The organism is Methylobacter marinus A45, assembly GCF_000383855.1.
Taxonomy (GTDB): domain Bacteria; phylum Pseudomonadota; class Gammaproteobacteria; order Methylococcales; family Methylomonadaceae; genus Methylobacter; species Methylobacter marinus.
Genome location: NZ_KB912877.1, coordinates 4,549,048 through 4,569,260, shown reverse-complemented (window position 1 = coordinate 4,569,260; position 20,213 = coordinate 4,549,048). Strand labels below are relative to the sequence as shown.

25 protein-coding genes, 1 tRNA gene and 1 pseudogene are annotated in these 20,213 nt (G+C 52.2%); 11 read left to right on the top strand and 16 right to left on the bottom strand.

The genetic code is table 11. The features are described from left to right. The first annotated feature begins 346 nt into the window (after positions 1-346). Entirely contained in the window at positions 347-2,062 is a 1,716-nt protein-coding gene (locus tag METMA_RS0121480) for a proline--tRNA ligase (protein WP_020161178.1), read from the top strand. Positions 2,063-2,528: 466 nt separating this feature from the next. Here METMA_RS0121480 and METMA_RS0121475 read toward each other — a convergent pair whose 3' ends face one another. The 6 genes from METMA_RS0121475 to METMA_RS0121450 all read right to left on the bottom strand — a co-directional run bounded on the left by METMA_RS0121475 (position 2,529) and on the right by METMA_RS0121450 (position 6,197). Continuing rightward, complete coding sequence (locus METMA_RS0121475; RefSeq protein ID WP_020161177.1) at positions 2,529-3,164, bottom strand: hypothetical protein; 636 nt, start codon at positions 3,162-3,164, stop codon at positions 2,529-2,531. A 4-nt stretch (positions 3,165-3,168) separates the two neighbouring features. Then, complete coding sequence (locus tag METMA_RS0121470) at positions 3,169-3,870, bottom strand: HupE/UreJ family protein (RefSeq protein ID WP_036298172.1); 702 nt, start codon at positions 3,868-3,870, stop codon at positions 3,169-3,171. Between the two features lie 42 nt (positions 3,871-3,912). Beyond that, positions 3,913-4,263, bottom strand: coding sequence for a DUF3147 family protein (locus METMA_RS0121465; protein WP_020161175.1), 351 nt, complete (start codon positions 4,261-4,263; stop codon positions 3,913-3,915). A gap of 78 nt (positions 4,264-4,341) precedes the next feature. Continuing rightward, positions 4,342-4,683 (bottom strand): low molecular weight protein tyrosine phosphatase family protein, encoded by a 342-nt coding sequence (locus tag METMA_RS0121460; protein WP_020161174.1) that lies wholly within the window; start codon positions 4,681-4,683, stop codon positions 4,342-4,344. Between the two features lie 42 nt (positions 4,684-4,725). Then, positions 4,726-5,142: a WapI family immunity protein gene (locus METMA_RS0121455; RefSeq protein WP_020161173.1), complete on the bottom strand. Its 417-nt coding sequence runs from the start codon at positions 5,140-5,142 to the stop codon at positions 4,726-4,728. A 95-nt stretch (positions 5,143-5,237) separates the two neighbouring features. Further along, on the bottom strand, positions 5,238-6,197 hold the full coding sequence (locus METMA_RS0121450) for an AraC family transcriptional regulator (RefSeq protein ID WP_198014575.1): 960 nt from the start codon (positions 6,195-6,197) through the stop codon (positions 5,238-5,240). 224 nt (positions 6,198-6,421) lie between these two features. Between METMA_RS0121450 and METMA_RS0121445 the strand changes: the two are divergent. Then, positions 6,422-6,715 (top strand): annotated as a pseudogene (locus METMA_RS0121445) (phage portal protein); the annotation flags it as partial. A gap of 7 nt (positions 6,716-6,722) precedes the next feature. On the opposite strand, the gene METMA_RS0121440 reads toward METMA_RS0121445, so the two are convergent. Genes METMA_RS0121440 through cmoA form a run of 4 tightly spaced genes read right to left on the bottom strand, consistent with a single transcriptional unit; the run spans position 6,723 to position 9,014 of the window. Next, positions 6,723-7,259 (bottom strand): hypothetical protein, encoded by a 537-nt coding sequence (locus tag METMA_RS0121440; RefSeq protein ID WP_020161170.1) that lies wholly within the window; start codon positions 7,257-7,259, stop codon positions 6,723-6,725. Next, on the bottom strand, positions 7,256-7,798 hold the full coding sequence (locus tag METMA_RS0121435) for a hypothetical protein (protein WP_156830579.1): 543 nt from the start codon (positions 7,796-7,798) through the stop codon (positions 7,256-7,258). The genes METMA_RS0121440 and METMA_RS0121435 overlap by 4 nt, the downstream gene beginning before the upstream one ends. A gap of 31 nt (positions 7,799-7,829) precedes the next feature. After that, positions 7,830-8,267 (bottom strand): gamma-glutamylcyclotransferase family protein, encoded by a 438-nt coding sequence (locus METMA_RS25300; protein WP_020161168.1) that lies wholly within the window; start codon positions 8,265-8,267, stop codon positions 7,830-7,832. Between the two features lie 6 nt (positions 8,268-8,273). Beyond that, positions 8,274-9,014: a carboxy-S-adenosyl-L-methionine synthase CmoA gene (gene cmoA, locus METMA_RS0121425; RefSeq protein ID WP_020161167.1), complete on the bottom strand. Its 741-nt coding sequence runs from the start codon at positions 9,012-9,014 to the stop codon at positions 8,274-8,276. Between the two features lie 311 nt (positions 9,015-9,325). On the opposite strand from cmoA, the gene METMA_RS27620 reads away from it, so the two are divergent. Further along, positions 9,326-9,478, top strand: a complete 153-nt coding sequence (locus METMA_RS27620) for a hypothetical protein (RefSeq protein WP_020161166.1) — start codon at positions 9,326-9,328, stop codon at positions 9,476-9,478. Positions 9,479-9,564: 86 nt separating this feature from the next. Then, on the top strand, positions 9,565-10,878 hold the full coding sequence (locus METMA_RS0121415; RefSeq protein ID WP_020161165.1) for a YihY/virulence factor BrkB family protein: 1,314 nt from the start codon (positions 9,565-9,567) through the stop codon (positions 10,876-10,878). Position 10,879: 1 nt separating this feature from the next. Here METMA_RS0121415 and METMA_RS0121410 read toward each other — a convergent pair whose 3' ends face one another. The 5 genes from METMA_RS0121410 to METMA_RS0121390 are packed head-to-tail and all read right to left on the bottom strand — an operon-like array spanning position 10,880 to position 15,359. Beyond that, positions 10,880-12,184: a dicarboxylate/amino acid:cation symporter gene (locus tag METMA_RS0121410; RefSeq protein WP_020161164.1), complete on the bottom strand. Its 1,305-nt coding sequence runs from the start codon at positions 12,182-12,184 to the stop codon at positions 10,880-10,882. Beyond that, positions 12,174-12,854: a (5-formylfuran-3-yl)methyl phosphate synthase gene (locus tag METMA_RS0121405; RefSeq protein WP_020161163.1), complete on the bottom strand. Its 681-nt coding sequence runs from the start codon at positions 12,852-12,854 to the stop codon at positions 12,174-12,176. Before METMA_RS0121405 ends, METMA_RS0121410 begins: the two co-directional genes overlap by 11 nt. Continuing rightward, positions 12,851-13,438, bottom strand: a complete 588-nt coding sequence (locus tag METMA_RS0121400) for a DUF447 domain-containing protein (protein WP_020161162.1) — start codon at positions 13,436-13,438, stop codon at positions 12,851-12,853. Before METMA_RS0121400 ends, METMA_RS0121405 begins: the two co-directional genes overlap by 4 nt. After that, positions 13,438-14,826, bottom strand: coding sequence for a DUF6513 domain-containing protein (locus tag METMA_RS0121395; RefSeq protein WP_020161161.1), 1,389 nt, complete (start codon positions 14,824-14,826; stop codon positions 13,438-13,440). The genes METMA_RS0121400 and METMA_RS0121395 overlap by 1 nt, the downstream gene beginning before the upstream one ends. Beyond that, entirely contained in the window at positions 14,823-15,359 is a 537-nt protein-coding gene (locus tag METMA_RS0121390) for a flavoprotein (RefSeq protein ID WP_020161160.1), read from the bottom strand. Before METMA_RS0121390 ends, METMA_RS0121395 begins: the two co-directional genes overlap by 4 nt. 89 nt (positions 15,360-15,448) lie before the next feature. On the opposite strand from METMA_RS0121390, the gene folP reads away from it, so the two are divergent. The 5 genes from folP to METMA_RS0121365 all read left to right on the top strand — a co-directional run bounded on the left by folP (position 15,449) and on the right by METMA_RS0121365 (position 17,927). Next, entirely contained in the window at positions 15,449-16,273 is an 825-nt protein-coding gene (folP, locus tag METMA_RS0121385) for a dihydropteroate synthase (protein ID WP_020161159.1), read from the top strand. A 79-nt stretch (positions 16,274-16,352) separates the two neighbouring features. Further along, positions 16,353-16,577 (top strand): AbrB/MazE/SpoVT family DNA-binding domain-containing protein, encoded by a 225-nt coding sequence (locus METMA_RS0121380; RefSeq protein ID WP_020161158.1) that lies wholly within the window; start codon positions 16,353-16,355, stop codon positions 16,575-16,577. Further along, complete coding sequence (locus METMA_RS0121375) at positions 16,574-16,966, top strand: type II toxin-antitoxin system death-on-curing family toxin (protein WP_020161157.1); 393 nt, start codon at positions 16,574-16,576, stop codon at positions 16,964-16,966. Before METMA_RS0121380 ends, METMA_RS0121375 begins: the two co-directional genes overlap by 4 nt. Before the next feature lie 29 nt (positions 16,967-16,995). Then, positions 16,996-17,760: a methyltransferase domain-containing protein gene (locus tag METMA_RS0121370; RefSeq protein ID WP_020161156.1), complete on the top strand. Its 765-nt coding sequence runs from the start codon at positions 16,996-16,998 to the stop codon at positions 17,758-17,760. Between the two features lie 91 nt (positions 17,761-17,851). After that, positions 17,852-17,927: transfer RNA gene (locus METMA_RS0121365), tRNA-Val, on the top strand. A 66-nt stretch (positions 17,928-17,993) separates the two neighbouring features. Here the strand turns inward: METMA_RS0121365 and METMA_RS0121360 are convergent. Further along, a complete protein-coding gene (locus METMA_RS0121360; protein WP_020161155.1) occupies positions 17,994-18,647 on the bottom strand; it encodes an SOS response-associated peptidase in 654 nt (217 codons plus the stop codon). Between the two features lie 2 nt (positions 18,648-18,649). On the opposite strand from METMA_RS0121360, the gene METMA_RS0121355 reads away from it, so the two are divergent. Both METMA_RS0121355 and METMA_RS0121350 read left to right on the top strand, forming a co-directional pair. Next, positions 18,650-19,555: a 1-aminocyclopropane-1-carboxylate deaminase/D-cysteine desulfhydrase gene (locus METMA_RS0121355; protein ID WP_020161154.1), complete on the top strand. Its 906-nt coding sequence runs from the start codon at positions 18,650-18,652 to the stop codon at positions 19,553-19,555. Then, positions 19,552-20,211, top strand: coding sequence for a class I SAM-dependent methyltransferase (locus METMA_RS0121350; protein WP_020161153.1), 660 nt, complete (start codon positions 19,552-19,554; stop codon positions 20,209-20,211). The genes METMA_RS0121355 and METMA_RS0121350 overlap by 4 nt, the downstream gene beginning before the upstream one ends. Positions 20,212-20,213: the final 2 nt, after the last annotated feature.

Genomic DNA, 20,213 nt, shown 5'->3' with positions numbered 1-20,213 from the left:
GGGGTTCTGGTGCGCGGCTGATGGAATAATCAGCCGCGCATGGGTTGAATATTAAAGCTAAGGAACGTGAATTTTATAATTCCCGCAAATGACTTGTCTTTCCGTCCATCTTCGGCGTTGCGCAAACAGTTACATGGCTTGCCATGCGCCTGTTTGCGCGCCTTGAATATGAACAGAAATCCTGCCTCATTTGCGGGTCTTATTTCATTCCCATTCCTAACTTAAAAAGCAGGCGGCCAATCTGTTTTTTTATGGCCGGACGGGCAAGCTGAGATAACGTGATGACTAAACCCGTATTAAATCGGTAAAATAGCATTTTTCAATTTTTTCATCTTTCAAAAACAGAATGCGTACTACTCAATTTCCGCTCAATACCATTAAAGAAACCCCGGCCGATGCCGAAATCGCCAGTCATCAACTGATGATACGCGCCGGACTTATCCGTAAACTGGCCGCCGGTCTTTACACCTGGTTACCGTTGGGGTTGCGGGTATTGCGCAAAGTGGAAAAAATAACGCGCGAGGAAATGGAAAAAGCCGGCGCGCTGGAAGTTCTGATGCCGGCGCTTCAGCCTGCCGAGTTATGGCAGGAAACCGGCCGTTGGGAACAGTACGGCCCCGAGCTGGCGCGTTTGAAAGACCGTCACGACCGTGATTTCTGTCTCGGACCCACACATGAGGAAATCATTACCGATCTGGCGCGCAATGAAATCAAAAGCTACAAGCAATTGCCCATCACCTATTATCAGGTGCAAACCAAATTCCGCGATGAAATCCGTCCGCGCTTCGGCATTATGCGCTCGCGCGAATTCGTCATGAAGGATGCCTATTCATTTCATCTCGATCAGGCATCGCTGCAGGAAACCTACGAGGTCATGTATCAGGCCTACAGCAATATCTTCAACCGGCTGGGCCTGAAGTTCCGCGCCGTTATCGCCGACTCCGGCTCCATCGGCGGCGCCGTTTCGCATGAATTCCACGTGCTGGCCGATTCCGGCGAGGACGCCATCGCCTTCTCGACCGGCAGCGACTATGCCGCCAATATCGAAAAAGCCGAAGCGGTCATGCCGGCCGGATCGCGCGTTCAGCCGACGGCGGCATTAACACTGGTCGATACGCCCGATCAGCATAGCATTGAAGAGGTCAGCCGCTTTTTCAATATTTTGCCTGAGCAATGCCTGAAAACCCTGATCGTGAAAGGCGAGGAAGAAGGCACGCTGGTGGCGCTGCTGTTAAGAGGCGATCACGAGCTGAACGCGATCAAGGCGGAAAAAATCGACGGCATCGCTTCGCCACTGACTTTTGCCAGCGATGAGGAGGTTTACAGCGCCTGCCGCTGCAAGCCGGGCTCTATCGGTCCGATGGGGCTGGAGATAAAAATTATCGCCGACCGCGGTGTGGTCCTGATGTCCGATTTCGTCTGCGGCGCCAACCAGGACGGCAAGCATTATCAGGGCGTCAACTGGGAGCGCGATCTGCCTATCCCTGAGCAAATCGAAGACCTGCGCACTGTCGTCGAAGGCGATGCCAGCCCGGACGGGCAAGGCACGATCACGCTGGCGCGCGGCATTGAAGTCGGCCATATCTTCCAACTGGGCACCAAATACAGTGCCGCGATGAAAGCCGATATCATCAACGAAGCCGGTAAAAACCAGACCATGATCATGGGCTGCTACGGCATCGGCATTTCGCGCGTGGTGGCGGCGGCCATCGAGCAAAATCACGACGACAAGGGCATTATCTGGTCGGACAGCCTGGCGCCGTTCCAGGTTGCACTGTGTCCAATGAACATGCACAAATCCGAACGCCTGAAGGAAGCGACCGAAAAGCTGTATCAGGACCTGCGGCAAGCCGGCATCGACGTGTTGTTCGATGATCGTAAAGTCCGCGCCGGCTTCATGTTCTCCGATATGGAACTGATCGGCATTCCGCATCGCCTCGTGGTCAGCGACCGCGGCCTGGACGCGGGCACGGTCGAATACAAGGCCAGAACGGAGCAGGAGAGCATCGAAATACCGTTTGCGGAAGCCATCGACTTCTTAAAAGCCAGATTGAATCGATAATTGACTGGACAAGAAAAAAATTAACTGTAGGGCCGAATTCATTCGGCCCAGGCGCGGCCGGACGGAGGCAGGTTGTCCCGTCCGGCTTGAGCCGGAAGCCGTAGGGGACGCGGTGCGTGCCTTTCCAGGCTGAATTTCTGCATGCCAAGGGACGGGAATGAAATAGGGGCAAATACAGAATTAGAAAAAATTGTACGTTAACCTCTATTCGCTGATGGCATTGTCCTGGCGGTCTAGGAGACTGTCGGATTATGATTCGTCAGGATTAGTAAAGCATTGAAATAATTTGAAAAATATTTTCCTAACAAAACGCAGTTAAAAAATTTATTTTTTCAAAATCAATGTCTTATGTTTTTGTTGATTTTTAAATTCGACAGGCTCCTAGCGGCTAGTGATGTGCCAGAGATTCCATTCCACCTCCTGAACTATGAATAAACCCGGCTTGCGCAATGATAGTCACATGCCATTACATTATGCCCAAAATCCGGTAAGAACCTTTGGTATTCAAAATGATCGTCACCGGTGATGAGGTTTTGTTTTCCCAGTACCAGCCGTGAGGGCCTTCGAACGGCGCTGTTAAAGTACCGCTGGATCGATTGTCGGTGCTCTCTTTAAAGCTTTTGAAGTACCCGGTCTTATCGCCTTGGGGTTCGCCATGAAAATCAAAATAGAGCTTGGCCCCGTCGGTCGCCCACGAGTACTCCAGGGATGCGCCTTTTACCAGATGGAATTTATATTCCAGACCTTCACCGGCAGGCACTCGTATTTTGACCGAATCCTGCCACTGGGGCTGGGGTTGCTTTTGCGTGGTTTCAGTCGAGCCGGCAGAGGGCTTGACGGCCTGTTTCTGGTTCTGGCCGCTTGTTTCAGCCACTTGCTGCGGCAGCCTCGGACAGGTGATGGCGAGCGGCTGGCTGGCGGCTTTAGTCTGCACCGATGATAAAGCGGTCAACCCCATCATTTTTCCTAAGCCGGTCGGGTCAATGCCGTATTCGGCAGGCAGTACCGCCGTTATTAAAATAGTACTGGCCAATACCGTGGCAGAAGCCGTGGCGATGAGAAGCGATTTCAGTGAGGGAACGGAAGGATTAATGTCATTCATGAGTTTATACGTTAATTAAATAACCGGTTAACTGGTAGCCGAACAGAATCAGGCCGCCTGTCATCAACAGCGTATTGGTCGCGGTCGAAAAGGCATAAAAACTTCGGTGCCTGCGCCAGAAGTCGAGTGCAATCAGGATAAACAGCAACGCCACAAACTGGCCTATCTCCACCCCGACATTGAAGGCTAACAGGTTCTTCCATAACCCCTCTTGAGGCAAGGAAAAGTCCTGCAATTTGGTGGCCAGGCCAAAGCCATGAAACAGGCCGAATACCATCACGGCGAGTTTGGTGTTGGGCTGAAAGCCGAACAATCGGCGAAAACCCCCCAGGTTATCGAAGCCTTTGTAGACCACGGAAAGCCCAATGATGGCATCGATCAGGAACGGATTGACCGTCACGTTGCTCAGCACGCCGAACAACAGCGTCACGCTATGCCCCAAGGTGAACAGGCTGACATACAACAGTACGTCCCGAGTGCGGAACAGAAAGAAAATCACGCCAAGCAGGAACAGCAGGTGATCGTAGCCGGTCACCATGTGTTTGGCGCCGATATACAGAAACGGCCCGATAGCGACGCCCTGGTTGGCCAGCAAAAAATGCTTGGTATTGGCATCGACGCCATGCGCCAGAACGCCGGGGCTCAGCAGAAATAACAGGAACGGCAAGCCCATAAGCCAGGCGGACCGTCGTTTTGCAAATGTCATCGTTTAAAAACCCTCTTGCAAGTGAGTGGAATAAGGTTATGGCTACAGTTTGACGCCACAGTGCTTCAGGATCAGGACCATGATGGAATAACAGCCGGCCGTCGCCGTCAGGGAAACCCCCATGCTCAGATAGAAGTTAATTCCCGCTCTAAGCAATAAAGACAAGCTGACGAAGAAAACCAGGGAAGGCATGACCAGCCAGAAAATCCCGGTTGCCAGATCCGCCACTTTCCCGGCATCGTGAGTATCGATATAAAGCCAGAACATGGCCAGCACGGAGGTGAGCGGCAGCGAGGCCAGCAAGGCGCCGATCAATGAATTGCGTTTCGATAGCTCGGCTATCGCCACGACCAACAGGCTGGTAATGACCACTTTGATGATCGTATAGATCATGTTGTGCCACCGCGATTGATTAATGCCTTCCGCATTGAACCGAAGCGTAAGTACAACCCCTTTGATTTTAGCGCTGTGTTATGTGCTTTTGCGTACATTATTATGTATATATCTTAAAACGCGACTTTCCAGCAACCGAATAAGTATGGGGTCCATTCGTTCATATTCATCAGGAATATCAAGGCAAATCATGCGCTTGCCTTTCAATAGGTTCTTGAATTTTTTCGATACCTTGTTTCTATGGCTTTTTTCCATAACAAATATGATATCAGCCCACTCAATCAAGTCACCGCTTATTGGCGTCGCCGCATCTGAATTTGTGCCGCAGCCAATTGCATTGATCCCATCATATTGTGAAAAGACTTCTTCACCTGTAGGGCTACGGAGTCTATTTTCGCTACATACAAATAATAAATTCATGAATAGCTTTTTGGTGCATAACGTAAGATCAAAGGGCTCATGTTAGCGCACATGTTTTCCGCCCAGGTCTGCAATGAGAGAGTAGATGCTCTGACGGAGACTTGGTAAGAAGCTTTGATCGATATTGAACCCTCCTGACAGAACCGTAGGTATGCCATCCGGTCTTTCGCTTTCGAGCGCATAAGTACCGACAATACCGCCGAGCGACTGCATTGCCAAGTTAATCTGGATATCTGGCTCAGCACTAACAAGGACTGCGGTGCTTGATTTCTCTACCGACTCGTACATGGCACCAATCTCGTTTGCGAAACGCTCAAGATCACCCAATTGAAGCCAAGCTTCAAAGTCACCAACAAAGCCATTGGTTTCGACCAGAACTTGGACGCGGACCCAATCTTCATCGTCCACCAATTGTCTTGGACGTAGTTCAATCAGCAGGCCTTGGGCATGGAGTTTCATGCGCTCTAACGCAAAGTTGAGGGGCGCGCCGCTTTTGGGCGTGTCCCTCTCGAACGCCGTGTTAGCCTTCTAGTCGCCATGAACACCAGCACGTTCTATACGACGTCTTTCAGCTTAATGTAAACCTCCATCTCCACATAACCATCTTTCCTCATGTCATTGAGATAGTGTTCCATTAGCGGAAAATCATCAGGTTCAAATCCACTATTTGGGAACCAATTCGAATACAGCGACATGTGAAAGCTACTAGTTCCTTCTGGTGCGCCTTTGTAGTGTGCAACAGCATATTGTCCCGACGGGATGACTACTTTGAAAAACGGTTCCACAATCCTAGCGTCAGGACTTACGACAACAGCCGCCTCGTATTTGCACTTTTCAGTAGGCGTAATCGCCGGATTATCATGGCAGAGAGCAAAGCGCCTCTGTTTCAGATCCTCAATGCCGTAGCTGCGTGCCCATGCTATCAACTTATCCCACGTCTTGAGCAAAGACGCGGACTCATAACCTGCCGGTGACGTCAGCGCGCAGGCTACTTCTTCTTTGATTTCTACTACGTTCACATTCATAAGCATTTCCTCAAATTGTCCTGGGTTATATGTCACCCGATTGGTGACAACTTGAGGATATAAGTCATTGGGATTGAAAGCCTTTCCATACTTGCTAAATATCTTTCCAATCTTGCTGTTTTCCGTGCCTACAGGCTTTCTTGTCTGGCTCGGACTAACCCCGAAATACAATTTAAACGCTTTCGCAAAGTTAGCGCTAGAAGAGAAGCCGGTGATAATGGCAATTTCGGTGATGCTCAGCTCCTTCTTAAAAACGAGCAGGTTGGCAGCGCGCTCAAGTCGTTTACGGCCGACATAGTCATTAACCGTCTCTCCTACCAAAGCAAGAAATATTCGATGAAAGTGATAGATCGAAAAATTGCTGGCTTTTGCAATTTCCTTCAAATCAATCGGGCGGTTTAGGTTCTCATGAATGAAACGCAATGCCAGATTGACGCGCTCAACATAGCGATTACCGGTGGCCTTTCTCATTCGGGATAGATTGTTCATTTTGTCTCTGGAAGCTAACGTGATGTATACGACATAAAATGTCTAATAATCTGAGGCATATGTCGTATAACTCCAGTTGTCTATTGGTAATTAATTGATTTTATGATTATCCCTGAACTCAATGTTCCAGATTGCGACAATAAATGCGACATTCAACCAAAAACCAGCCAGTGACCTTATTGCCCTTGATCATCAGATTCTAGGCACGCAAGGAAGCCGGAGAGGTCTTCATCCGCATCCGTCAGCGCCGGCCCGAAGACGGCTTGCCGGTACCGGTTCAGTTTCAGGTGCTGGAGGCCGATTTCTGCCCGGTCAGCATGAACCAAAAAGCACCCAACGGCAACGACATCGTTTCCGGCATCGAATTCAACGCCATCGGCAAGCGCGTCGCGTATTGGATGCATAAGAAGCATCCGGCGGAGAAGGGCGGTTGGACCTATAACGAACTGACCCGGGTGCCGGCCGAGCAGATCATCCATCATTTTATTCCGCTGCGCCAGGCTAATGAATTCTTATAACGAATATTTACCGATCCTGAATCAGCCTCAGCGTTTTCTCGGGCATTTTACCGGCCGCAGCCCCTTCCTCCAGATGCAATCGTGCATCTTCATGCACGGTGGTCATGAATTTGATCAGGCGCATCTCGTGCTGCATTTTTTCTTCAAAATCCTCCGCTTCCCACATCTGGTTGAGCAGGTGTTTGGCATGATGATGAATCGTGAACGCGACGGCCTCGGGCAGATGCGTATAGCTGGCGCGGATCGATGCTTTCAGCTGGTCAAGCGAGTCCAGATACTGTTTGTAATCCTTGATATCCTGTTTGCATTTGACCTTAAACATGGCCAGTTCGGCATCATGCCGGGTTTTGAGCAAGGCAATTTCATGCGCCAGCTGCTCGCTGCGTTTTTTCAGATCGGCTTCCAGCGCTTTTTCGGCCAATACCCGGGTATGCCTGAGCCTGGCTCCCTGGTCCTGATTGGCCTCTTGCCAGTCAAGATTCTCTTTTTTGACTATATGAAAAAGATTGACCAGGTTAAGCACCCAGTTTTTAAAAACACTCATGAACGCAGGACGACGGTGGCGATTTTTTGCTGCAGCTTTAACAGGGCTTCAGTGTCCATCTGCTTGCGATAGCGAAGATGCTCCTGTTGCAACTGCCTGAAAGTGCTTTTGGGCAGGTTTTTCTTAATCGCCAACAGGTCTTTATGGATGGCTTTCGATAAAGACCGGATATGCTTGCGGTTGTTTGCCTTTAGCAGGTGTTTTCTGTGCAGTTCATTCAAGTATTTTATTTTCAATGTCTTGAAATGAAACAGCTGGGTAATTCGGGCCTGTTGCGCCTGAATATACAGCAATCGGCGCTGCAGGCGCTGTCCGGCTGAAAAGTAAAACAAAACGGAACGCGCGATTATGCCAGGCATGCCCAGCAATGCGGTGACGATCAGCAGGGCCAAGGCGCTTAACAACATGGCTGAGCCCAGGTGCGCGACCAATTCAGACAAACCGGGGATTTTCAGCCGCAGCAACACTGCCGCCAGAACAAAGACGGGCAATGAAGAAAGAAACAGTAGAAAAGGGATTTTGATAATCAAAAAGATCACCGGAACAAGTCAAGGGAAAGTGGATTTTGGTTTAGCGGGCGATATTGTAGCGAATTTTTCTTAAATCGCGCATATGGCAGACATAATCTCCCGATGAAATGCGAACCAGCCCGGATACGGCGCGGTTGTAAAAATAAACCCATGCCTGACAGACAACGCCGTCATATGTGGATATGTCAGCCTGCTTTCTGATGAATTCATGCGGCTCGGGATACTTTGCCGAGCACTGTTCATAGTCGTCGAGCAGCTTAAAAAGCTCCTTTTTGTCGATGATGCGGTAGAGTTCTCCAGCCACACGGCCGCGGCAATGAGGCAGTTCGACGACGCCGGGGTAACCGTCGACCTGATAAAGCCGGCCGCGCAGGGTGCCCAGGGCGAGAAACTGGCAGTGCCGCATCATCACGTCATGCACGGGCAGTGCAAAAGCCTGCCGTAATGTGCCGTAGACAAATAGATATTCATCCGACATGGCTATTTATGATTTGACCGCGATAATGCAGGCGAAATTGAACCAGCGGAAATAGGTGTCGATATGCTTGAAGCCCGCCCGCTCCAGCAGTGCATAGTTCTCATCGAGGTGATAAGGAATCAGTACGTTTTCCAGTGCCTCGCGTTTGCGCTGGTTTTCGGCGTCGGTATAGCCGCTTTGGGATTTTTTGAATTGCAAATAATGGTCAATATACAGGCGGTTCAGCACGGAATCGTTGCCGAGGATTTTTTCCGATAAAAACAACACGCCCCCCGGCCTGAGCGCGGAATAAATATTCTTCAGCAAATGATCCCGCTCGATCGGGCGCACGAACTGCAGGGTCCAATTCATAATGATAACGTTGCACTCCGGCAGTGCGGGCAGGTGGCTCAAGTCGGCGGTCAGCAGCGACACTTTTCCGGCCTGTATTTCGTCGGCCAGTTTGGCGCGGGCTTTATCCAGCATGGGTTCGGAATTGTCATAGCCGATAAAATGCACGGTCTGCGGGCATTTCGGGTGCGTCGCGATGTGCTTGATAGTGGTACCTGTCGAACAGCCCAGGTCGCAGACGACACCTGAGTCCTCCGGCAGAAAATCCATGGTGATATCGGACTGGATGCGTTGAATCTCACTATAAAAAGGCACGCTTCTGGAGACCATATTGTCGAATACCCTGGCCACGCGCTCGTCAAACGCGAAATCTTCCGCACGGCCTGTTTGTTGAAATAATCTGTCTTCCTCTGTCATCTGTTCGGTTTTATCCTGATGTCATTTTTTCAGTATTATGCGTCAGCCGGCGAGTAATAGGCTAAAATGCCGGCAAAACGGATTGTCGTTTACTCGGTGGCGCGGGACTGAATTCAATCCGGGCTTAATGCTTGCTAAGTCCGGGGGATGAACGCATGCCGCGCTACAGCCGCTTGATTCGTCTATTTTACGCTAAATGGCCTGGTTGGTTATAGCTTCTGTAGGCAGATGCATTGCCTTACAATTTTTTCAATCCGCCGGCTTCTATTTCAATCGGGTGCTCCATGAACAATCGTCGCCTAGCTGTGAAAATGAAATGTATTTTTATATTGCTGCTGCTGATGATACTGGATATCGGCCCGATTCCAATTACAGCCGGCTTGGGATTGTTTATCGTGCTGTTCAGGCCGCTATGGTTCAAGACCTTGGTAGACACCCTTTACAGCGGTAAAAATACGCCTTGATGGCCGGAATGACTGTAGGGCATTAGTTTGAATTTCAGGCATTTCAGGCAGTCTATTAACGAAATTCGACAGCATGGGACCGGCTTATGAATCTCAATATCATCGATTATTTTAAAGAAGACATCTGGTTACAGCGCACACAACATCTTTCGCCTTTCAAGGCGGCAGTGCTGAAATCCACCAAGATCATTCTCCTGTCCGTGGAAGGGTTCGACCGTGATATGGGGCCGTTAAGAGCATCCGCCCTGACGCTTTATTCATTGTTGGCGATTGTGCCGGTTATCGCCTTGTTGTTCGGTATCGCCAAGGGTTTCGGTTATGAAAAGATATTAAAACAGCAACTGCTCGAACAAATACCCAGCCAGGACACGCTGGTGCTGAAACTGATCGATTTCGCGGAAAACATGCTGGCCACGACGCAAGGCGAGGTGGTGGCCGGTATCGGTATCATCGTCTTGTTCTGGACCATCATCAAACTGATCGGCCATATCGAGCGATCATTCAATCATATCTGGAAAATAAACCAGGGTAGGACGCTGGGGCGCAAAATAAGCGATTATCTGTCGGTCATGCTGCTGGCCCCTGTTTTATTGATTGCCTCCAATGGCATTACCGTATTTCTGAAAACCCAGGTCACCTGGCTGATAGATGCCATTAATCTGCCGGACGCAGGCACCTGGCTGGTGCTTAGAGCACTGGGTTTATTACCGGTCGTCATTCTTTCCGCGCTGTTTGCCTTTACCTTTATTTTTATACCTAACCTTAAAGTGGATTATAAGGCGGGCATTATCGCCGGGGTGATTTCGGCCGTCCTGTATCATATGGCGCAATGGGCTTATCTGAGCCTGCAAATCGGTGTATCGGAATATAATGCCATCTACGGCAGTTTTGCCGCATTGCCTTTGCTTATCGTCTGGATCCAGATCGGCTGGATGATTGTCCTGTTCGGTTGCGAGATCAATTTCTATCTGCAAAATTACGGGGATTATCGAGGCAAGCACAAGATCGTCGATTTAAGCTTTTTTCTTAAAAAAATCATCGCCTTGCAGGCCATGCATTTAATCATCAAGCATTTTGTTGAGCAACAGGAGCCTTTAAGCGTTATTGAAATTGCGTCAAGACTGGCTATCCCGGCTTATGTTGTCCACAACGTTTTATCGGAACTGATGCAGGGCGAAATGATCGTTCAGGCTAAAACAGAGGATGATGCCGATGAGGTTTATCTGCCCGCCATGGATATCAATAAAATGACAATCGCTTATGTCATCAATGCGCTGGAGCAGAGAGGGCAGAATCAACTGCCGGATCTCGCTGAGGAAGAGCAATTTATGAAGGTGGTCAAGGAATTCAGGCAACTGATTGAAAACGCCGAGCAAAACCGTCTGTTAAAAGACGTTTAGCTTACAGGCGGGCCTTCTTGTGAGGCAACTCAATCTCGGTGACGGAGCCGGCTTCAGGGTCATTGAAGATACTGTCATCCAGCGCATTTTCACCGCGCGCTATGATGCAGGTGACTGTGGCGTCGCCGGTAACATTGAGTACCGTGCGCAGCATGTCCAGCACCCGGTCCACCCCCATAATCAAACCGATGCCTTCCACGGGCAATCCGACCTGATTAAATACCATGGCCAGCATGATAAGGCCGACGCCGGGCACGCCGGCCGTGCCGATCGATGCCAGCGTCGCCATGCCGATCACGATGACATATTGGCTCAGGCTCAGGTCGATGGCATAGACGTTGGCGATAAAAACCGTGGCAACGCCCTGCATGATCGCGGTGCCGTCCATGTTGATGGTGGCGCCCAAAGGGATGGTGAAGGCGGCGATAGAGTTATCGACGCCAAGACGCTTTTCAGCGACCTGCAAATTAATCGGGATCGTGGCATTGGAACTGGCCGTGCTGAACGCGAAAATATGCGCGGAACGCATTTTTTGAATGAACATCACGGGATTCAGTTTTGCCATCAAGGCTATCAGCAAACTGAATGTGCCGAAAAAATGCAGCAGCAGGCATACGATGACTGCTGAAAAATAGCCGATCATCGGCATAACCAGACCGATGCCTTGCTCGGAAAAAGTCCTGGCCATCAGGAAAAACACACCGATCGGGGCAAAATCCATGACCAGCGTCACGACTTTCATCATGACTTCATTCAATTTTTCAGCCGATTGAGCCAATTGCCGGCCCACATCGCCGGTCATCAGCATGGCAATGGCAAACACAATGACGAAGAAAATGATTTGCAGCATGTTGCCTTCAGCAAAAGCCTGAACGGGATTGCCAGGCACGATATTGATGAAGACCTCAGTGATAGGCGGTGCCGGCGGCGGCGTGAAGTCGGACAAGGACTGCGCGTTGGCAAAATCCTTGCCGGGACCGATCAGGGCCGCGACGCCGAGCGCCAGTGTAATCGCAATCGCGGTAGTCAGGATAAAAAGCCCTAGCGCTTTAATGCCGACCCGGCCCAGGACGCTGACATCGCCTATGCCGCAGACACCGCAGATCAGCGAAAAAGTGACCAACGGAACGACCAGCATTTTCAGCGCATTCACGAAGGCGGCGCCGATAATATAGAACAAGCCGTTGACCAGATAAGTCTGGATAACAGCGACATCCTGGCCGAAGGCGTTGATCAGGCTGCCCGACAGCAGGCCGATGACCATCGCGATCAGGATTTTGGTGGTAATGGTGGTTTTATGCGGCATCAATAATAGCCTGTTTGATCCGGACGATCGCCTGCATGTCCAACGCCGCGGTCCGGTCGTGCAGCCGGCATAAAGCGCCTCTAAAGCCCAGATAATCCGGCCGGTAAGGCATCAGATTGGCGATGTCCGGCAGCCTGAGGGAGCCTGCAAGCCCGCACAGCAATTGATGGGCCTTGGCTTGTTCGGAAAACCGCCTGATAGTGGTTGTATTCATGACTTGTGTTAATGAGCCTTTTTGCTTGTCCATGGTATCGAGCATGACGCCTTTGAAGCCGGCGTTTTTCAGCGAGGCGATGATGGACAGATGAGGTTGGGTATCGGCGAATAATACCGCGATCAAGTCATGTTGGCCAGTTAACGCTCCTAGTTTGGCGAGTGTGCCAGGCCAGTCGCCACCGGGGAAAAAACCGATCTTTACATAATCGACGCCGGTGTCAGCCATCGCCCGGACGGCGTCGAAAACAAGCGTCGGTTGCATGGGCAGATCGCCGACCGTCGCACTGACAGGACAGCGCCCGTCGATGGCGGCCACGATCTGTCTCACGAGCTCGGTTTCCAACGCGCCCAGGGCGCCTTGCTCGGGTTGCTTCAGATCAATGATGTCCACCTGCGCGCCCAGCACTTGCTCGGCTTCGTCCAGGCTATTCACACTGGCAAGCATTCCGGTCATGCGGTCACCTTGTTTTTATGCGCGTCGATCACGGCCATCAGCCAGCCCCAGGCTTCCCGTTCCCGGTCGCCGGCGGTTTTCTCGAGGCCGATGCGCAGATAATCGAATTCGGATTCAATTTTCTCCAGCGGGAGCATGTTTAATCGGCTGATCAGGATCGCCGCTTCCAGCACCGAAAATTGGGCGCGATTAAAACCCTGAAACGGTGCGTGATTGACGCTATGAACGGTTCTGCAGAACAATTTTGGCCGGATCGGGTCTTCTTCCACGCGGACCAGTTCCACTTCGGCATGGGCCAACGCCGCGTCCAGCACCCGACCGTCGATTTTTTCGGCCGGTTTTAACGGCCAGTCGCGCCGGCCGGTCAGGCAGCCCGCGAAAATGCGCACGTCGTCGCAATAGTTGATCACGGCGGTCCGGCGGGATAGCAGATTGTCGAGCGTCGTTGACGGGCGGAACGGCAGGATGATCAGTTCATCGGCCGGCGCGCCCGTGCCTGAAGGACTTTTGGCATGAATACCCATGGGGGCGATGTGGGGGGTGCCCGAATTGTTGACGGTTGTGACTATGGTTTCTTGGATCATTATTTTTTTTGCAAGGTGGAGCCTGCCGGTTTGAAGGTGTGCAGGTCGACGGTGGATTCGGTCGTGTTGGCGGCGCAACCCCAGGTCAGGGGCTGGTCCTGGTTGAAACGCTTGCCGAGCTGCCAGGCGATTTCGGCGCGCGCCAGTTCGACGCCCAGGTAAAAGGCGTGACCGCCGTCGTTTTCGACCTGCAATGCGGGATACAGATCAAACGGATCGGTGGCGCTGTGGAAACCGTCGCGGTTGAATATATGCAGGCCTTCGGCGCTGATCTGGACGCGGAAGCTGGGGTCGCGGATCTCGGCCGCCAGTTCCTTGATCTCTTCCAGTTGATACGGAAATGGCGAAATCTCATGCAGGGCCATCAGGCCCGGATCGATATGCTTGGGCAGCATGTTGTGCTCCTTGGCGGCGAACATGATGCGCCGCGCCAGGTCGGCTTCCTTGACCGCGCGGCAGGCATGCTTGCTGACTTCGGTGGTCAGAATGCTGTTGATGTTGAGTTCCGAGCAGATGCCCAGCAGCAGGGCGTTCATGCCCAGGGTGTCGGCGTGCGTGAGCTCGGTGATATTGCCGACACCCAGCATCATTTCAATGTCGGGGTATTTTTTCCTGACTTCGTGATAGCGCACGATCGAGGCGGTAAAGCCGAAGTGCAGGGGATCCAGGATCGGATCGACGATAAAGGCGCGGTGTTTGGCCTGCATGCCTTGAATAGCGCGGTCCAGAGACGCCAGATCTTCGTGTTTTTCCGGAATCAGAATCGGCGTCGATTCCACTTCGTCGGCGATCCAGAGGCTACTTTCGTGCAGGCTGAGCAGATAGTCCGCGCCGGCTTTGCCGCCCCGGAGCAGATCGTCGTTTTCGAGAGAATCGAGGCTGACCGTGAAGCCCTCCTGTTTCAGCGTGCCGATGACGGCTTCCATGTGCGGAAAATCGGTGCTCGGCAGGCAGCCTATGTCGATGACGTCGGCGCCGTTCTGTTGATAGTAATAAGCGCGTTTGACGACTTCTTCCACGGTAACGTGCGGCGCATCGGTAATTTCGGCGAAGATTTTGACGCTGTAGCGGTTCAGATCGATTTGCTGCGCCGCCTGGCCGAAGAATTGGGGCAAGTCTTTCAGCTCTTCGGGACCGCGCTCCACCGGCAGGCCCAAATCCTGCGATAACGCCTCCAGGTCGCCGCGGCAACGCCCCGGCACCAGAATGCGGTCGGCGCCGAAGGTATCGGTCAGGCGCCGGGCTATCATGTCGGCGGTCATCAGGGCGGCGACTTTAAGGCCCAGTTCATGCACGGTATAGGTGAATTCGGGCTGCATTTTTTCGAGAATCGCGCGCAGCTGTTTTTCCGCCAACCGGCCGGTCAGAAAGAGTATGTGTTCGCTCATTTTAAGGATTCAAGCCGTTCGTTCACTTTAAGGATCAGTTCGTCGACGCTTTCAACGACTGTCGTGTATTCGAAGGTGCGCAGCTTGGCGGTACCTTCCAGATCGATCTTGCGCGGATAAACCATGACTTTTCCGCCCGGCGCCGTCGTCTCCATTTCCGGTGCCGTATCGCAAGGATAGACAATGCTGGGCACCCGGCATTTCCCGGCCTGCGAATATAAATTGGTGACCAGGGAATCGGCGATCCCCAGCACGCACTTGGCCACCGTGTTGGACGTGGCCGGCGCCATGACAAAGGTATGATAATGGCCCTTGTAAAAATGCCCGACCGGCGGCGCCGAGGCGGCTTTATCGCGATAGACCGGCATTCTGGCACGAATTTCACTCAGGTCGATGCTGTACATTTTCAGCACTTCCTCGCCGGCCTGGCTGATGTATAAATCGACGTCGTCCAGGGTCAGCAGGAAATTCAGGCATTCTTCTATATAATGGCCGGAGCCGGTGATGGCCCAGGCTAAACGGGGTTTATTCATTATTCGGGGGCGGATGGATTTCGTTATAATCAATAAATTTCTCTATTATACCCGAATAAATACACAGCAATGCGCACAGGAGCTTAAGCATGTTCGGTCATATCGACAAACCGCTCATTATGGGGATTTTAAATGTCACGCCGGACAGTTTTTCCGACGGCGGCCGGTATTCGGACATCGATGCCGCCGTCCGGCAGGCCAGGCGCATGCTGGTCGAAGGCGCCGATATTATCGATATCGGCGGCGAATCGACACGGCCGGGCTCCGAACCGGTTGCCGCCGATGAACAAATACGGCGCGTGGCGCCGGTCATTACCGCGATCAGGCAACAGGTATCGGCCGATATTCCTATCAGTATCGATACGACCTTAAGCGAAGTCGCCAGGGCGGCCCTGGCGGCTGGCGCCGATATCATCAACGATATCTCGGCGGGCCGTGATGACGAAGCCATACTGGCGCTGGCCGCCGAAACCGGGGCGCCGATCATCCTGATGCACAGCCAGGGCGCGCCGAAAACCATGCAGGACAAGCCCTATTATGACGATGTCGTGCGGGAAGTGCTGGCTGCGCTGCACCGGCAAATCGATGCGGCACTGAAGGCCGGCATCAAAAAAGAGCGGATAGCCATCGATCCGGGCATCGGCTTCGGCAAACGCAAGCAGGACAATATCGACCTGCTGGCGCATCTTGATGCGTTTGTCGCCACGGGCTATCCGGTGCTGCTGGGCACCAGCCGCAAGCGCTTCATGGGCGCCATCTGCGCGGTAACGGAGCCGTCTGAACTGGTGACCGCCACCGCCGTGACCACGGCCTTGGGCATCATGGCGGGCATACAGATGTTTCGCGTGCATGATGTCAGGGAAAACCGCCAGGCGGCGGATGTGGCTTGGGCGATCAGGCAGAGTAGTGGATAGATCTCGAATTGACGTGACTTTTAAGCGCAATTATACTCGGTGAAGTAATAACTTGTGTAATAACTATAAGGTCGCCGTTATGTTAAAGGTCAAAATTACCGCGATTGGAAATTCCATGGGCATCGTTCTGCCCAAAGAGGCACTTAATAAACTTAATGCCGAGAAAGGCGATACGCTTTACCTTGTCGATAGCCCCGAAGGTTATACGCTGACTCCTTATCAGCAAGACTTTGAATCCCAGATGAAAGCGGCCGAAAAAATCATGAAAAAGTATCGCAATGCCTTGCATGAGCTGGCTAAATGATTGAACCGAAGCGGGTTCTGGATGAGGTTGTTATCTCTGTTCATCAAATGCTTCTGGCAGAGCATGGCGGGAGTCTGGGGATTCGGGATAAGGCGTTACTGGAATCCGCTTTAGCTAGACCGAAGCAACGGCATGACTATGAGCCTGATGCCTCGTTATTTGATCTGACCGCCTCCTATTGCTTCGGTATCGCTAAGCATCATCCTTTTATTGATGGTAACAAGCGAGTGGCTTTTACCGTCGCAGCCATTTTTCTGGAGATCAATGGTTTTTCATTTAATGCTTCCGAGCCGGAGACGGTCATTATCATTGAGCAGTTAGCCGCGGGTGAGCTTTCCGAAGAAGAGCTTCGCCAATGGTTCAAGCGTTCTTCCATTGAAAATTTGTAGGGTGCGCAACGCGTACCATTGGTTTTTGAATGAAACCGCAACAAGACCGAAATTTTGACTCCCTGATCGAAAAATTCGAGCAAAGAATCTACGACACACGCAAGGGCGATTGGCGGCTAAAGCTGCTCAAGGAGGACCTTGAGGTTTTTTGCAAGGATGAACCGCTGACGGTATGGGATGCCGGGTGCGGGTTTGCGCAGATCGGTCTGTGGCTGGCCGGACAGGGACACCAGTTGACGCTGTGCGATTTGTCGGAAAAAATGCTGGCGCGGGCGCAAGGGCTGTTCGCCGATGCCGGCTTGACGGCGCGGTTTCACCATGCGGCCGCGCAAACGCTGGCGCCGCAACTGCCGCAGTTTGATCTGGTACTGTTTCATGCCGTGCTGGAATGGCTGGCCGATCCCATGCCTTCCTTACAGGTGATAGCCGATCGGGTCAAACCGGGCGGCTCGCTGTCGCTGCTGTTTTATAACCGTAATGCCATGGTCTACACCAATGCCCTGAAAGGGGAATGGCGCTGGAAGCATCTGCTGGACGGCAGTTATATGGGCAAGGGCAAGAATCTGACCCCGCCCAATCCGCAGTATCCCCATGAGGTCATCGGGCAGCTTCGGCAATGGGGGTTTAGCGTAACGGTCCATACCGGCATTCGCGTGTTCCATGACTATCTGACCCGTGCCATTCGGGAGCAAAGCGATCTGGACGAGTTGTTTGAGCTGGAATACCGCTATTGCCGGATACCGACTTATCGCGATATGGGGCGCTATATCCATTTGCTCGCACGGCGTGACTGATTTCCTTAAAAATAGTTTAAGTTATCGACATATCCCTATAAAAAGATTTGCATTTTATTTTTCATCCTTTAGAATAGCGCGACTCAAAGTCGGGTGCTTAGCTCAGCTGGGAGAGCATCGCCCTTACAAGGCGAGGGTCGGGGGTTCGAACCCCTCAGCACCCACCAGACTTAAAATACATTCATATCGGCCGGAAGTTATACTTCGAGACGGCTTTTTTCCGAATCATTCCTTCAAGACAAACAGTCCGCATCATTATGCGCCGGATTATTGACCCGGCTGCTGACCGGCGTCAGCCGCATATCGCGGTAAGCCGCCGACTGGTCAAAAGACAAAACATCAACCGCTTCGGATTTTTTATCCAGCCAGTCAAGGTATTGTTCGGGCCTGATGACGACGGGCATGCGGTCGTGTATCGAGGCGATTTTGGCGTCGGCGCCGGTCGTGACGATGGTGCAGGAATAGACGGTTTCCGTCTCGTTTTCCCAGTGTTCCCAAAGACCGGCAAAAGCGAACAGTCGGTTGTCGGGATAATGGATGTGATAGGGCTGTTTGCCGGACTCGGTACGGTGCCACTCATAAAAACCGGTTGCCGGAATCAGGCAACGGCGTTTGCGGTAGGCCGTTCTGAACGATGGCTTTTCTGCCAGCGTTTCGGCCCGGGCATTGATCAACCGGTTGCCGATGCCGCGGTCTTTGGACCAGGATGGAATCAGTCCCCAATGCAGGTAGACGGCTTTATTGCTACCGTCTTCCAACTGCACGACGTTGAGGATTTTTTGTCCTGGCGGAATGTTATAGTCAGGCTGATAATTAGCCAGGCGCCGCAGACTGAAATGGTCAATAATCTGCTGCTCTGTCGCGATCAATACATAACGTCCACACATAAATGCACCCGGAACTGATTCAACTGGAAAAAACTTTCGACCGTTCTATTCTATCAAGGATTCCTGATCCCTTGTTTGACCGCTGCGGGGTCGAGCTATGGATCAAGCGCGACGATTTGCTGCATCCGGTTATTTCCGGCAATAAATGGCGCAAGCTCAAATATATTCTGGACCATGCGTTATCATCAGGCGCGCATACGCTGATCAGCATGGGCGGCGCCTATTCCAATCATCTGCATGCGCTGGCTTTTGTCGGGCGTGCGCTGGGAATGAAAACGATAGGACTGGTTCGCGGCGAGCGGCCGGACACGTTAAATCCGACGCTGGCCGACATGCAACACTGGGGCATGGAGCTGAGGTTCGTATCGCGTTCCGATTACAGATCACTCCGGCAGTATAAAGGCTGGCAGGATTTGCCCGGCATCGGTGCCGGGCAATTCTGGCTGCCGGAAGGCGGGGCACAGGCCCTGGCGTTGAAAGGCGTAATGGAACTGGCCCTGGAGATCAAGTTGTCTTACGATGTCATCTGCGCGCCCTGTGGGACCGGCGCCACGCTGGCCGGCATCATTGAAGCGGCTCCGGAGCCGGCATCGGTCATAGGCTTTGCGGCGCTGAAAAACGCGCGCTTTTTAACGGCCGATATTGAGCGGCTGCTGAGCGGGCCGCGCGCTAACTGGCAGGTCAATCTGGATTATCATTTCGGCGGATTCGCGCAAGTCACTGACGAATTGACGGCCTTTATCGATGCTTTCGAGTTAAAAACACAAGTGCCGCTGGAGCCTGTCTATACGGGTAAGATGCTGTACGGGCTTTACGATTTGATGGCCCGGGGCTGTTTTAAACCCGGGCAGCGTATTATTGCCGTTCACACCGGCGGTCTACAGGGGAAACGGGGGTTTGACCGATGAAAAGAGTACTGGAACCTGAATTGATGGAAGATGAAGCGCAGGTCAAGGCTTATGCCGAAGGGGACTTCGAGGCGCCGCACAGCCAGTTTATCGAGCGCCTGCGGGCCTTTGTTGATGAACCTGATTTCAGCGGTACGGCGCTGGACTTAGGATGCGGTCCCGGCGACATCAGCCGCCGTTTTGCCAGGGCGTATCCCTTGTCCAGGGTGCATGCTGTCGATGGTTCGGCGGCTATGATAAATTATGGTAAGTTATCGACAGCTGATGAGTTGAGGCCGCGGATAAATTTTATCCATGGTTTGTTACCCGCTGTAAGCTTGCCGCAAGCCAACTATGACATTATCTTCAGCAATAGCCTGCTGCATCACTTGCCTGATCCCATGGTGCTTTGGCAGGTCATTAAACACTACGCGGGACCGGGCGCGCGGGTCGTGATCATGGATTTATTGCGTCCGGCGAGCATTGACGAGGCGCGGGCAATGGTGCGGGCTTATGCGGCTGATGAACCTGACGTTCTCAAACGGGATTTTTATCAATCCTTACTGGCGGCATTTCGCATGGAAGAAATCGCCGGACAAATAGCACAGGCTGGTTTGAATCTCGATATCGAACAAATCAGCGACCGACATGTTTTTATCACAGGCGTTACATCCTGACG

What these genes read in the sequence shown, in the direction of transcription:
- METMA_RS0121480 (WP_020161178.1), top strand. Translation starts at nt 347, where the DNA reads ATGCGTACTACTCAATTTCCGCTCAATACCATTAAAGAAACCCCGGCC.
- METMA_RS0121475 (WP_020161177.1), bottom strand. Translation starts at nt 3,164, where the DNA reads ATGAATGACATTAATCCTTCCGTTCCCTCACTGAAATCGCTTCTCATC.
- METMA_RS0121470 (WP_036298172.1), bottom strand. Translation starts at nt 3,870, where the DNA reads ATGACATTTGCAAAACGACGGTCCGCCTGGCTTATGGGCTTGCCGTTC.
- METMA_RS0121465 (WP_020161175.1), bottom strand. Translation starts at nt 4,263, where the DNA reads ATGATCTATACGATCATCAAAGTGGTCATTACCAGCCTGTTGGTCGTG.
- METMA_RS0121460 (WP_020161174.1), bottom strand. Translation starts at nt 4,683, where the DNA reads ATGAATTTATTATTTGTATGTAGCGAAAATAGACTCCGTAGCCCTACA.
- METMA_RS0121455 (WP_020161173.1), bottom strand. Translation starts at nt 5,142, where the DNA reads ATGAAACTCCATGCCCAAGGCCTGCTGATTGAACTACGTCCAAGACAA.
- METMA_RS0121450 (WP_198014575.1), bottom strand. Translation starts at nt 6,197, where the DNA reads ATGAACAATCTATCCCGAATGAGAAAGGCCACCGGTAATCGCTATGTT.
- METMA_RS0121440 (WP_020161170.1), bottom strand. Translation starts at nt 7,259, where the DNA reads ATGAGTGTTTTTAAAAACTGGGTGCTTAACCTGGTCAATCTTTTTCAT.
- METMA_RS25300 (WP_020161168.1), bottom strand. Translation starts at nt 8,267, where the DNA reads ATGTCGGATGAATATCTATTTGTCTACGGCACATTACGGCAGGCTTTT.
- cmoA (WP_020161167.1), bottom strand. Translation starts at nt 9,014, where the DNA reads ATGACAGAGGAAGACAGATTATTTCAACAAACAGGCCGTGCGGAAGAT.
- METMA_RS27620 (WP_020161166.1), top strand. Translation starts at nt 9,326, where the DNA reads ATGAAATGTATTTTTATATTGCTGCTGCTGATGATACTGGATATCGGC.
- METMA_RS0121415 (WP_020161165.1), top strand. Translation starts at nt 9,565, where the DNA reads ATGAATCTCAATATCATCGATTATTTTAAAGAAGACATCTGGTTACAG.
- METMA_RS0121410 (WP_020161164.1), bottom strand. Translation starts at nt 12,184, where the DNA reads ATGCCGCATAAAACCACCATTACCACCAAAATCCTGATCGCGATGGTC.
- METMA_RS0121405 (WP_020161163.1), bottom strand. Translation starts at nt 12,854, where the DNA reads ATGACCGGAATGCTTGCCAGTGTGAATAGCCTGGACGAAGCCGAGCAA.
- METMA_RS0121400 (WP_020161162.1), bottom strand. Translation starts at nt 13,438, where the DNA reads ATGATCCAAGAAACCATAGTCACAACCGTCAACAATTCGGGCACCCCC.
- METMA_RS0121395 (WP_020161161.1), bottom strand. Translation starts at nt 14,826, where the DNA reads ATGAGCGAACACATACTCTTTCTGACCGGCCGGTTGGCGGAAAAACAG.
- METMA_RS0121390 (WP_020161160.1), bottom strand. Translation starts at nt 15,359, where the DNA reads ATGAATAAACCCCGTTTAGCCTGGGCCATCACCGGCTCCGGCCATTAT.
- folP (WP_020161159.1), top strand. Translation starts at nt 15,449, where the DNA reads ATGTTCGGTCATATCGACAAACCGCTCATTATGGGGATTTTAAATGTC.
- METMA_RS0121380 (WP_020161158.1), top strand. Translation starts at nt 16,353, where the DNA reads ATGTTAAAGGTCAAAATTACCGCGATTGGAAATTCCATGGGCATCGTT.
- METMA_RS0121375 (WP_020161157.1), top strand. Translation starts at nt 16,574, where the DNA reads ATGATTGAACCGAAGCGGGTTCTGGATGAGGTTGTTATCTCTGTTCAT.
- METMA_RS0121370 (WP_020161156.1), top strand. Translation starts at nt 16,996, where the DNA reads ATGAAACCGCAACAAGACCGAAATTTTGACTCCCTGATCGAAAAATTC.
- METMA_RS0121360 (WP_020161155.1), bottom strand. Translation starts at nt 18,647, where the DNA reads ATGTGTGGACGTTATGTATTGATCGCGACAGAGCAGCAGATTATTGAC.
- METMA_RS0121355 (WP_020161154.1), top strand. Translation starts at nt 18,650, where the DNA reads ATGCACCCGGAACTGATTCAACTGGAAAAAACTTTCGACCGTTCTATT.
- METMA_RS0121350 (WP_020161153.1), top strand. Translation starts at nt 19,552, where the DNA reads ATGAAAAGAGTACTGGAACCTGAATTGATGGAAGATGAAGCGCAGGTC.